14 protein-coding genes are annotated in these 11,117 nt (G+C 74.6%); 7 read left to right on the top strand and 7 right to left on the bottom strand.

Annotated elements, in window-relative coordinates; genetic code table 11:
• Nucleotides 1–245: 245 nt before the first annotated feature.
• Complete coding sequence (locus FVA95_RS31045) at nucleotides 246–734, top strand: hypothetical protein (RefSeq protein ID WP_161992444.1); 489 nt, start codon at nucleotides 246–248, stop codon at nucleotides 732–734.
• Here the strand turns inward: FVA95_RS31045 and FVA95_RS25655 are convergent, their stop codons facing one another.
• Nucleotides 735–1,316: a hypothetical protein gene (locus FVA95_RS25655; protein WP_240051731.1), complete on the bottom strand. Its 582-nt coding sequence runs from the start codon at nucleotides 1,314–1,316 to the stop codon at nucleotides 735–737. It abuts the gene before it with no gap.
• Nucleotides 1,317–1,520: 204 nt separating this feature from the next.
• Between FVA95_RS25655 and FVA95_RS25650 the strand changes: the two genes are divergently transcribed.
• Nucleotides 1,521–2,795 (top strand): adenylosuccinate synthase, encoded by a 1,275-nt coding sequence (locus FVA95_RS25650; protein WP_149666424.1) that lies wholly within the window; start codon nucleotides 1,521–1,523, stop codon nucleotides 2,793–2,795.
• Between the two features lie 99 nt (nucleotides 2,796–2,894).
• Here the strand turns inward: FVA95_RS25650 and FVA95_RS25645 are convergent, their stop codons facing one another.
• The 5 genes from FVA95_RS25645 to nth form a co-directional block, all read right to left on the bottom strand.
• A complete protein-coding gene (locus FVA95_RS25645) occupies nucleotides 2,895–4,100 on the bottom strand; it encodes an MFS transporter (RefSeq protein ID WP_149666423.1) in 1,206 nt (401 codons plus the stop codon).
• A gap of 71 nt (nucleotides 4,101–4,171) precedes the next feature.
• Nucleotides 4,172–5,371, bottom strand: a complete 1,200-nt coding sequence (locus FVA95_RS25640) for a MarP family serine protease (RefSeq protein ID WP_075312640.1) — start codon at nucleotides 5,369–5,371, stop codon at nucleotides 4,172–4,174.
• A 2-nt stretch (nucleotides 5,372–5,373) separates the two neighbouring features.
• Entirely contained in the window at nucleotides 5,374–6,120 is a 747-nt protein-coding gene (locus FVA95_RS25635; RefSeq protein WP_240051730.1) for a CoA pyrophosphatase, read from the bottom strand.
• Entirely contained in the window at nucleotides 6,117–6,788 is a 672-nt protein-coding gene (locus tag FVA95_RS25630; RefSeq protein ID WP_149666422.1) for a TlpA disulfide reductase family protein, read from the bottom strand. Before FVA95_RS25630 ends, FVA95_RS25635 begins: the two co-directional genes overlap by 4 nt.
• A complete protein-coding gene (gene nth / locus FVA95_RS25625) occupies nucleotides 6,785–7,549 on the bottom strand; it encodes an endonuclease III (protein ID WP_149666425.1) in 765 nt (254 codons plus the stop codon). The genes FVA95_RS25630 and nth overlap by 4 nt, the downstream gene beginning before the upstream one ends.
• A gap of 319 nt (nucleotides 7,550–7,868) precedes the next feature.
• Between nth and FVA95_RS25620 the strand changes: the two genes are divergently transcribed.
• The 5 genes from FVA95_RS25620 to FVA95_RS25605 all read left to right on the top strand — a co-directional run bounded on the left by FVA95_RS25620 (nucleotide 7,869) and on the right by FVA95_RS25605 (nucleotide 10,951).
• Nucleotides 7,869–8,117 (top strand): hypothetical protein, encoded by a 249-nt coding sequence (locus FVA95_RS25620; protein WP_043282623.1) that lies wholly within the window; start codon nucleotides 7,869–7,871, stop codon nucleotides 8,115–8,117.
• 163 nt (nucleotides 8,118–8,280) lie between these two features.
• Complete coding sequence (locus FVA95_RS25615) at nucleotides 8,281–8,955, top strand: Crp/Fnr family transcriptional regulator (protein WP_020628211.1); 675 nt, start codon at nucleotides 8,281–8,283, stop codon at nucleotides 8,953–8,955.
• A gap of 138 nt (nucleotides 8,956–9,093) precedes the next feature.
• Nucleotides 9,094–9,915, top strand: coding sequence for an MFS transporter (locus FVA95_RS25610; protein WP_240051729.1), 822 nt, complete (start codon nucleotides 9,094–9,096; stop codon nucleotides 9,913–9,915).
• 5 nt (nucleotides 9,916–9,920) lie between these two features.
• Complete coding sequence (locus FVA95_RS33250) at nucleotides 9,921–10,262, top strand: hypothetical protein (protein WP_240051728.1); 342 nt, start codon at nucleotides 9,921–9,923, stop codon at nucleotides 10,260–10,262.
• Nucleotides 10,259–10,951 carry an HD domain-containing protein gene (locus FVA95_RS25605; protein ID WP_149666421.1) on the top strand — a complete coding sequence of 231 codons (693 nt, stop codon included), beginning with the start codon at nucleotides 10,259–10,261 and terminating at the stop codon, nucleotides 10,949–10,951. Before FVA95_RS33250 ends, FVA95_RS25605 begins: the two co-directional genes overlap by 4 nt.
• Here FVA95_RS25605 and FVA95_RS25600 read toward each other — a convergent pair.
• Nucleotides 10,948–11,117: integrase core domain-containing protein (locus tag FVA95_RS25600; RefSeq protein WP_149663856.1), on the bottom strand; the 170-nt coding region annotated here is incomplete at its 5' end. The genes FVA95_RS25605 and FVA95_RS25600 overlap by 4 nt on opposite strands.

The raw sequence follows: 11,117 nt of genomic DNA, 5'->3' as shown, positions 1-11,117 counted from the left end.
TGCCGGCACAGCAGCGGAGCCGCTGCCCGGAGGGACGGGGACGTTCGCGCCGACGGAGACGCCGGGTTGCGGCCCCGGCGGCCGGACCGGCGGCCGGACCCGCTGCCGGACCCGGTGGCGGGCCCTCACCCGTCGTCCCGCTGCCGAACGGACCGGCGCCGGGCACCGGTGGAGGGGGCGTCCCGGCCCCGGGCTTCGGCACCTCGCCCGCTCCGGACCGCACGCGGATCCCGTCCCGGGCCCCGGTGCCGGATGCCGCCCGTACCCGCGAGGACCTCGCACGCCGGTTCGGCGACCAGGCCCGGCGGCAGCAGCTCGTCCGGCCCGTCGCGGAGCCCCGCCCCGGCGGGACCGGCCCCTATGGTGGCGGCACCGGAGCGGGCCGCGGCGGCTTCGGCTCCCCGTTCGGGGAGTCCCGCGGCACCGCGCGGCTGCCGGGGGCGTCGGCCGAGCCGCACCCTCCGGGAAGCCGTGTGGGGTCCGGGACGGCGTGGGGCACCGAGCCCCGTACCGCCGGCCCGCGGAGTGGCGGTGCGGCCGAACCGTGGACCGGCACCCGGGCGGCGGAGGCACGGGGTGGCGCCGGCTACGGCCCGATGGCCGGTGGTGTCCCGGGAGGCCGTGCGGACGGGCAGGATCACCGCAACCGCTACGTCGTCCCCACCGACGAGGTGTTCGACGTCGGTGTCACCGCGACCGACGCCGTCCTCGCCCCCGAGGACCCCGGCCGCTGATCAGCCCGGCAGCACCGGTCGCCACGGCTCGGTGTGCTTGTACCAGGCCCAGCGCTTGATCTCCCGCGGGTGCGGGACGTCGTCCCGGACGGGCGTCGCACCCGTCGTCCCGATCTGGATCGCCCGCCCGGTCGCTCCGGTCACCCCGCGCCCCGCACGCACCTGGACCCCCTCCGGCCCTGCGTCGACGACGAGCGTCTTCACGCGGCCGTGCAGCACCCGCGTCGCATCGCAGTAGGCCTCGCCGTAGAGGTCGGGGATCTCCCCGCGGCCGGCGAGGACGCCGCCGTTGTCGTCGCGCACCAGCGGCATCTCGCGTGCGGTGCCGGACCGGGCCAGGGCGACGGCGTCGTCGAACCGGGTCGGGAGGCCCCAGTTCGCGGCGGCGCGGGACCGGCGCGACACCGGCAGGTAGGCGACCTCGGTGTCGAGGGCGTCGCGCCGCAGCAACCGGACCAGGACGGCGGCGAGGTCGGCGTCGTCACCGTGCACGATGAGCCGCCGCGCCTGGAGGAGGGCGTCGACCTCCGCCTTCCCGGGGCGCGGACCCACGGTGACCGAACGCACCGCGGGATCGGACACCAGCGACGACGGTGGGCGTTCCCGCCGCGCGCCGGGCCGGATACCGTGGAAGGGAAGACGGTGACGCCGCTGCGGCAGGCAGTCGAGGAGCACCGCTTCGGGATCGGTCGGAACCACTGATCGAGTACCCTCCTCGCCGCGGAAACCGGAAATCACGCCCGGGTCCGCGACCGTGACGAGCGTGTGTGAACTGGAGTCTCTTACATGCCCGCAATCGTGTTGATCGGCGCCCAGTGGGGCGACGAGGGCAAGGGCAAGGCGACGGACCTGCTGGGCGGACAGTTCGGCTGGGTCGTCCGCTACCAGGGCGGCAACAACGCCGGCCACACCGTCGTCACGCCGGACGGTCGCGACTTCGCGCTGAAGCTCATCCCGTCCGGGATCCTGTCCCCGGGCGTGAAGAACGTGATCGGCAACGGGGTCGTCGTGAACCCCGAGGCGCTGATCGAGGAGAAGGCGGGCCTGGAGCGGCGCGGCGTCGACACCTCCGGCCTGCTGATCTCGGCCGACTCGCACTTGATCATGCCGTACCACGTGGCGATCGACCGCGTCACCGAGCGCTACCTGGGCAAGGCCAAGATCGGCACCACCGGCCGCGGCATCGGCCCGGCGTACCAGGACAAGGTCGCCCGGGTCGGCGTCCGCGCCGCGGACCTGCTCGACGAGAAGATCCTGCACCAGAAGGTCGAGGCCGCGCTCGAGCTGAAGAACCAGATCCTGGTCAAGGTCTACAACCGGCGCGCGCTGGACTTCAACGAGGTCGTCGACACCGTCCTGGAGCAGTCGAAGGAGTTCGCCGACAAGATCGTCGACACCCGGCTGCTCCTGAACGAGGCCCTGGAGCGCGGCGAGACGCTGCTGCTGGAGGGGTCGCAGGGCACCCTGCTCGACGTCGACCACGGCACCTACCCCTTCGTGACCAGCTCGAACCCGACCGCGGGCGGCGCGTCGGTCGGGTCCGGCATCGGCCCGAACAAGATCACCCGCGTGATCGGGATCCTGAAGGCCTACACCACCCGCGTCGGCTCCGGCCCGTTCCCGACCGAGCTGCACGACGAGATGGGCGAGTTCCTCCGCAAGACCGGCGGCGAGGTCGGCGTGAACACCGGCCGTGCGCGGCGCTGCGGCTGGTTCGACGCCGTCATCGGGCGCTACGCGGTGCGGGTCAACGGCATCACCGACCTCTTCCTGACCAAGCTGGACGTGCTGTCCGGGCTGGAGTCGATGCCGATCTGCGTCGGCTACGAGGTCGACGGCCATCGCGTCGACGAGATGCCGATGACCCAGACCGGCTTCCACCACGCCGTCCCGGTCTACGAGGAGATGCCCGGCTGGGTCGAGGACCTGTCCGCCGCTCGCACCTGGGAGGACCTGCCGGCCAACGCCCAGGCCTACGTGGCGCGGATCGAGGAGCTCACCGGTGCGCCGGTGTCCGCGATCGGCGTCGGCCCCGGACGGGACCAGACGATCACCCGCTGAGCCGACACACCGGCAGCCCGGGCCCCGTCGGGTCCGGGCTGCTGCTGCCGTCCCGCGTCCCACCCCCGGCCGTGTCCGGCGGGCCGGGGACGGTTTCGCCTACCCGCCGTCGCGCTGACGCCGTCGCTCCTCGCGGACCGGGGTGGCCAGCACCGCGGCCAGCGGCGCGACCGCGGCGATCGCGAAGGCCGCCGCGTAGCCGGTCGTGCCGACCAGCAGACCCAGGGCCGACGGGACGACCGAGGCGACGGCGTTCTGTCCGGTGTTCTGCACGCCCAGCGCACGCCCGGACCAGGCCGGGCCGGCGATCTCGGCGGTGCTGGTGAACGCCAGGCCGTTCGGGGCGACGGTGACGACCGCTCCGACGGCCAGCATCGTCACCGCCAGCCACCCGGCGACGGCGTCGCCGAGGGCGAACAGCAGCAGCACCAGGGTGGCGGCCACCGCGACCTGGCGCATCGGGCGCAGCCGCGACCCGACCCGGTCCGACCAGACCCCGGTCGCGATCCGCCCGGCCGCGCCGGCGACCTGGCCGCACGCGACGAAGGCGCCCGCCGCGGCGACGTGCCAGCCCTGCTCCCGGACCAGGTACTCGGTGCCGAACGCCGACACCGCGAACTGCGAGACGACCAGCAGGGCGCTGGCGCCGTGCACCCGCCACAGCACGGACGTCCGGTACGGGGACCGTTCCGGCTCCGCACCGGCAGGCCGCTGCGGTCGGGGCGGATCCGGGGCCAGCGTCAGCACCAGCACCGCCGCGACCAGGCACAGCACCGCGGGCAGCGCCAGCGCCCGGAACGGCCCGACGGCCGCGCCGAGCGTCGGCAGCGTCAGGCCCGCCACCGCGACCCCCAGCGGCTGCGAGGTCTGCCGGATGCCCATCGCGGTCCCGCGTTCGTGGACGGCGAACCACCCCATCACCATCCGGCCGCTGGCGGCGAACACCGACGCGGCCCCCGCGCCGCCGAGCCCGAGCAGCACCAGCAGCACCGGGCCCGGCCCGAGCGGGAGCAGCGCGGCCATCCCGACGGCCAGCGCGCACAGCACGAGCCCGATCGTCATCACGCCGCGTTCGCCGGACCGGTCCGCGGCCGCCCCCCACAGGACGAGGGTGCACAGCAGGCCCGCCGTCGGGGCCCCGACGTAGGCCCCGACCTGGGCCAGCGTCAGCCCGGCCGAGTCGCGCAGCAGCGGCACCACGAACGGCAGCCCGTAGACGAACGAGCAGGCCGCCGTCTGCGCGAACACCCCCACCGCGAGCACCAGCCAGCGACGCCGGGTGCGGGTCACGTCGACGGAGGTCATGTACCCACGCTAAGCATCTGTCCCACGATCCGGCCATTCCTTCCCGAATCGTGGGACGACGTGCGGTGGGGTCAGGAGGCGCAGTTCCCGGTGTCGGCGGGGGACGAGGCGCCGCTCGCAGCCACGTTCAACGCCTGCCCGACCTGCTCGGCGGTCAGCACGAAACCGGTCTCGGTGTCGTCCAGCGCGGCGCCGAACACCACGCCGACCACCCGCCCGTCGGGGGTGATCATCGGACCGCCGGAGTTCCCGGAGCGCACCACTGCGCGGACGGTGTAGACGTCGCGCAGCACGCTGCCCTGCTCGTAGATGTCCGGTCCGCGGAGCCGGATCCGCTCACGGATCTTGCCCGGGGTGACGGTGTACGGGCCGTCCAGCGGGTAGCCCAGGATGATCACGTCGTCGCCGACGGCGGCCGGGTCCGGGCTGAACTGCAGCGGCTGCTCGTCGAGGTCGGGCACGTCGAGCACGGCCACGTCGACCTCGGGGTCGTAGTAGACGACCTGGGCGTCGAGCTGGCGGGTCCGTCCGCTGGAGGTCGTCACCTCGACGGTGGTGCTGGAGGTCCCGGCGACGACGTGCGCGTTGGTCATCACCCGCTGCGGGGCGACGACGAACCCGGTCCCCTCCAGCGCGCGACGGCAGGACGGGGCGCGCCCGCGCACCTTCAGCACCCGGTCACGGACCTCGGTGACCACCGGGGACTGCGCGAGCGCGGAGTCCGGCGGGCCGACCGCGGCGACCGGCGTCCGCGAGAACGGGCTGACGACGTCGGGGAAGCCGGAGTCGTCGAGGAGCTGGCGCAGCTCGGCGGGGAGCTTGCGTGCCGCGTCCGGCATCACGTCGTCCACCCCGGCGAGCACCCGCGAGTCGCGCAGGCCGCTGGTCAGGGTGGAGAAGCTCGTCGAGGACAGCGGCAGCGCGATCAGCCAGGCCGCCACCACCACCGCGACCGCCTGCACGCCGGCGCCCAGCGTGGAGTCGACCTTCAGGGTGCCCTCGCCGCGGATCCGGTCGCGGATGAACCGTCCGAGATAGACGCCCGTCGCCTCACCGAGCGCGACGAGCAGCACCACCACACCGATCCCGAGCAGCACCTTCCCCTGCTGGGACTCCACCTGCCCGGCCAGCAACGGGGCGAGCCGCAGCCCCAGCACCGCGCCGGTCAGCACACCGGCGAACGACAGCAGTGCCACCGCGACCCCGTGCCGCCAGCCGGAGGCCGCGGCCAGTAGAGCGAGGATCACGACGACGACGTCGACCCAGCTGATGCTCACCGGTCCACCACACCGTGGTCGTCCACCCGGACTCCTTCCGGTTCGTGCCGCCGGGCCCGGGCCCAGGCGTCGTCGAGATCGAGGACCCGGCCGGCGTCCCACGGACGCTCCCAACCGGACCGCTGCAGCAGCGCGGACAGCAGGCCCGCGGTGAAACCCCAGACCATCAGGCCCGCGGCGTCGAAGGCGGGGCCGGTGTGCCCCCTGGGCCCGCGCACGGTGAACCGGTTCGCCGGGTCGGTCAGGACCGCCACCGGGACCCGGACGACCCGGGCGACCTCGGCGGCGTCGACCACCCGCACCGGCGACGGCGACGCCCAGTGCGCCAGCACCGGGGTCACCAGGAAGCCGGTGGGCGGGATGAACAGGTCCGGCAGGGCGGCCAGCGGCACGACCCCCGACGGGTCCAGCCCGGTCTCCTCCCGGGCCTCCCGCAGGGCGGCGTGCACCGGGCCGGTGTCGGTCGGGTCGAGCCTGCCGCCGGGGAAGGCGACCTGCCCGGCGTGCGAGCGCAGCGTCGCCGCGCGCTCGGTGAGCAGCACGTCCGGACCCCCGGACTCCGCGTCGGTGAACAGCATCAGCACCGAGGCCCGACGCGGTTCGCCGCTGTCGGGCGGCAGGCGCCGCCACCCGAACCAGGCCGGGTCCAGGCCCAGCGCCCCGTCGACGAGCGGGCGCAGCGACGCCGGGGTCGCCGAGGGGTCGGGCTCGGGCACCCGCGGAATGTCTGCGTGCGCGGTCACCGGAACCGCTCCACGGCGGCCGCGACGTCGTCGGCGGTCCGGAACGGGACGGGCGGGTCCACCATCGCGACGCCGCCGTCCGCGCGGGTCACGTAGCTGACCGGCAGCAGCGGCGGGGTGTCCAGCGCGCGGCGCACGGCCCGCTGCGGGTCGGTCACGGCCGGCAGGGTGACCCCCAGCTGCGCGGAGAGGGTCAGCGCGGCCACCGGGTCGTCCTGCACGTCGACGGTGAGCACCGGCAGTGCGCCGGGCCGCTGCGCGTAGGCCTGCAGTGCGGGCAGCTCCTCGCGGCACGGCACGCACCACGACGCCCAGAAGTTGACCAGCGTCGGACGCCCGGCCAGGGCGGCGCCCAGGTCGGTGCGGCCGTCGGCGCCCAGGCACGGCACGGTGATCCCGGCGAGCGGACCGGCCGGTGCGGCGCCGGACGGGACCGGGCAGGGGGCCAGCCGGGCCGAGGCACGCGCGGCGGCCAGCGCCTGCTGGTCCGCGGCGGCGAGGTCGGTCTCGGGCCGGTCGGCCGGGGCCGCGCTCGCCGCGGGGCCGCTGCCGGCGCCCCCGCCCGTGGTGGATCCCGCGGGCCACAGCGCCCAGACCGCGATCGCCACCAGGACGACGACGACCACGGTCGACACGATCTCGGAGCGGGAGGCGCCTGTCCTGGTCACCGGCCGTCCCCGGAGGGCCCCGCGATCCCCGCGAGTGCGAGCAGATGGTCCCGTTCCGGCCCCTTGACCAGCGCCGCGGCCTCACCCGGATCGGTGGGGCCGAGGCCGAAGGCGGGGCAGTCCGCAGCGAGCGTGCAGGCGCCGCAGGCCGGTTTGCGGGAGTGGCAGACCCGGCGCCCGTGGAAGATCACGTGGTGGGACACGATCGTCCAGTCCCGGCGCGGGACGAGCTCGCCGATCGCGTGCTCGACCTTGACCGGGTCCTCCTCGGTCGTCCAGCCCCAGCGGCGCACCAGGCGTCCGAAGTGGGTGTCGACGGTGATCCCGGGGACGCCGAACGCGTTGCCGAGGATGACGTTCGCGGTCTTGCGTCCGATGCCCGGCAGTTTCACCAGCTCGTCCAGCGTCGACGGCAGCTCTCCGCCGTGCCGCTCGACGACGGCGGCCCCCAGCCCGATCAGCGACGTCGCCTTGTTCCGGTAGAAGCCGGTGGACCGGATCAGCTCCTCGAGCTCGGTCCGGTCGGCGCCGGCGTAGTCCGCGGCGGTGGGGTACCGGGCGAACAGCGCCGGGGTGACCTGGTTGACCCGCTCGTCGGTGCACTGCGCGGACAGGATCGTCACGACGGCGAGATCGAGCGGGGTGGTGAAGTCCAGCTCGCAGTGCGCGTGCGGGTAGGCCTCGGCCAGCGCCCGGAGGATGCGGTTGACCCGGCGTGCCCGCCCGATCGGGCTCTCCCCGGCCGCGACGCGCGCGGCCAGACCGGCCGCGGCGCGGGGGGTGGGCCGTGACGCCCGCGACGTCCGTCCGGCGGAGGTGCTCACGTGACCGAGCGTACGGGTGGGCACCGACAGTCGTGTCACGGTGTCGCGCCGTGCCCCGCTCGTCGCCGGATGCGGTCCGGTCCGCGTCGCAGCGTGGTCGGCCGCCCGGCGCGGCGATGCGTCCGACGAGCGGTGCCCGCCCCCGGTCGGGTGTGCGCCGAACGGGCTATGAGATCACGAACGCGTCACGAAGCCCCCGACGCGACCACCCCCGACCGGCCGGGCTCCGAACCCGTACGAGAGGATCGGAGTTGCCATGACTGCCTGGTTGAGCGTTCTCGTCCCGCTGCTCGTGATGTTCTTCGCGCTCGGCATGGAGCGCGTGGAGTCCCGCATGCGGGAGTCCACCGTGCGTCAGGACGAGCTGGACGAGATGCTCGAACAGCCCCGGCCGGACGAGGTCCGTGCCCTGTTCCGGTCCGGCACGGGCCGCGCGCTGGAGCTGTTCCGGCTGCGCAACCGGCGCCGTCGGGGGGCTCGTCGGAGCCAGGTCCCGTCGGCCTGACAAGATCGGGTGCAGGAGGCGCTACAGCGCCCCGCGACGAATCGGACCCGATCGGATGTCAATCCGATCGGGCCAGTGGTGCGCACGTGTGTGGCGAAGACCTCTACACTGACGCGCCGACGACCCGCCGTGACGACACGGCCGGTGAACGAGGAGCATTGCAGTGGACGAGGTTCTGATCCGGGCAGGGATCTTCCAAGGTGTGGAGCCCCAGGCCGCCGAGGCGCTGGCGGAAGCTCTGGAGACTGCCGAGTTCTCCCGCGGGCAGGTCATCTTCTCCGAGGGAGAGCCCGGTGACCGCCTCTACATCGTGTCGGGTGGGAAGGTGAAGCTCGGCCGGAAGTCCCCCGACGGCCGGGAGAACCTGCTCATGGTGGCCGGTCCGTCGGACATGTTCGGCGAGCTGTCGATCTTCGACCCGGGCCCGCGGACGTCCTCGGCGACCGCGGTCACCGAGGTGCGCTGCTACACCATGGACCGCAGCGCGCTGCGCGAGTGGATCGGCAAGCGGCCGGAGATCGCCGAGCAGCTGCTGCGCGTGCTGGCCCGCCGCCTGCGCCGCACCAACAACATGCTCGCCGACCTGATCTTCACCGACGTGCCGGGCCGGGTGGCGAAGTCGCTGCTGCAGCTCGCGCGCCAGTTCGGCTCCCAGGAGTCGGGTCTGCTGCGGGTCACCCACGACCTCACGCAGGAGGAGATCGCCCAGCTCGTCGGCGCCTCCCGCGAGACCGTGAACAAGGCGCTCGCCGACTTCGCGCACCGCGGCTGGCTGCGGCTGGAGGGCAAGAGCGTGCTGATCCTGGAGCCGGAGCGGCTCGCGCGACGCGCTCGCTGAATTCTCTGGTACGGACGTCCCAGAACATGTGATCCTGGGGCGTGCCCGCCGCCCTCTCCGACTACCGCGCCGCCCCTGGGGACCCCCGGGGCGGCCGCTCCGGTCTGCGCCTCCGTCCTCGGTCGGTTCCCGATCGCGATGCACAGCCTCGCCACGTTGCTCTACGTCCGCGAGGTCCACGGCTCCTACGCCGTCGCCGGAGCGGTCTCCGCGGCGCTGCTCGTCGGGACCGCCGTCGGTACGGTCGTGCAGGGGCGGGTGCTGGACCGGCTGGGCCCGACCCGGCCGATGCTGGTGCTCGTCGCGGTGTACCTGCTGTGCGTCACCGGGCTGGTGCTGAGCATCGAGTTCCGGGCGGCACTGCCGCTCGCCGTGGCGGTCGCGGTCGTCACCGGTCTCGCGACGCCGGCGTTCGAGGGGTCGTCACGGGCGCTGTGGTCGGACCTGACCCCGCCCGGGCCGCGCCGCGAGGCCGCCTACACCTACGAGGCGATCAGCCTCGAGATCTTCTTCATCATGGGGCCCGCGCTGGCCGCCGTGCTGGTGGTGGCGACGCCGTGGCCGGGCACCGCGCTCGTCGCCGCGGCGACCGCGGAGATCGTCGGCACCACCTGGTTCGCGCTCACCGCCGCCGTACGTCGCCGTTCGGCCCGCATCCGCGCCGAGCGCGCCGACGGGTCGCTGCCGGTCGAGGCCGGGCTACTCGGGGTGTTCCGGCGGCCCGGGCTGCGGACGGTGGCGCTGGCGTCGCTCGGCTTCGGGCTGGTGGCGGGGACCGCCGAGGTCGGCGTGATCGCCGCGACCGCGTTCGCCGGTTCGCCCGCCGCCGGCGGGCTCCTGCTCTCGCTCTGGTCGGTGGTCTCGGTGCTGACCGGGGTGCTCTACGGGATGCGGCCCTCTGGCCGCGGCCGCTGCACCTGCGGCTGCCGGTCCTGCTCGCCGGCTTCGCCGTCCTGGTGACGGCGATGGGGCTCGTCTCCCCGCTCGGTTCGTTGGTGCTGCTGGCCGTGGTGATGATGGCGGCAGGCGCGCTGATCACCCCGCAGGTCACCGCGCACTCCCTCGGCGTCGAGCAGACCGCTCCGGCCGGGGCGGCGACCGAGGCGTTCAACTGGATGGTGATGGCCGCGGTGCTCGGTGTCTCGGTCGGGCAGGCGCTGTCCGGGGTCACGATCGACCTCGTCGGGCCCGGCGGGTACGCGGCGGGCGGCGCCCTGGGGCTGCTGGTCGCGGGGTTGCTGTGGCTTCGTCGCGGCTCGGTCGCCGACACCGAGCCCCCCGTCGTCGCGGCCGGGAGCCCGGCGTGAGCGGCGCTGGGGAGCTGCGGCGGCTGCGCGACGTCGTCGCCGGTGACATGGCCGGTGCGGACGTCGCGCACGACCTCGGGCACCTCGACCGGGTCGCCGGGCTGTCGGCCCGGCTGGCGGTGCGGGAGGGGCTCGACGGGTTCGTCGCCGCCGTCGCCGCGTACGTGCACGACCACCACCGGGCGGCCGAGGCCCGGCTCGGCCGGGTCGTCGCGCCCGCGGAGGTCCGCGATGACGCCCGGGACGCACTGCGCCGCGGCGGGGTCGCCGAGCAGCTGTGGGCCCCGGTGCTCGACGCCGTCGAGGCCACCGGTCGGTACTCGTTCTCCGAGGCGGCCACCGCGCCCACCGCGGACCGGATCGCCGCCTGCCTGCACGACGCCGACATGCTCGACGCGATGGGCGCCACCGGCATCGCCCGCGCGTTCGCCTACGGCGGCGCGATCGGCGAGCCCCTGTGGGACCCGGGTGCGGGCGTCGCGCGCGGTGGCTACCGGTCCGGGCCGACCGGCTCGGTCGTCGCCCACTTCCACGAGAAGCTGCTCCGGCTGCGCGGCGAGCTGCGTACCGCCGCCGGCCGCGAGATGGGCGAGCGGCGGCACGCGGCCCTGGAGGAGTTCCTGCGCCGGTTCCGTGAGGAGTGGATCGACGCCCACGGCGATGAAGGCGGCGCCCCGCCCGAGGTCTAGATGTGATGTCCAGGGAGGTTGGTCAGCCTGGTGACTGGTGGCTGGCCGCCGATGGCGGAGTGAGCGCGGTGGTGATTGTAGAAGTGCAGCCAGCCGGGTAGGGCGTCGTTGCGTTGGCGGGTCGACTCATAGAGTCGGGCGTAGGCCCAGCCGTCGGCCAGGGTCC

This window comes from Pseudonocardia sp. EV170527-09 (genome assembly GCF_008369905.1).
Taxonomy (GTDB): domain Bacteria; phylum Actinomycetota; class Actinomycetes; order Mycobacteriales; family Pseudonocardiaceae; genus Pseudonocardia.
The sequence above is the reverse complement of the archived record's forward strand: the minus strand, read 5'-3'. Positions and strand labels throughout refer to the sequence as shown.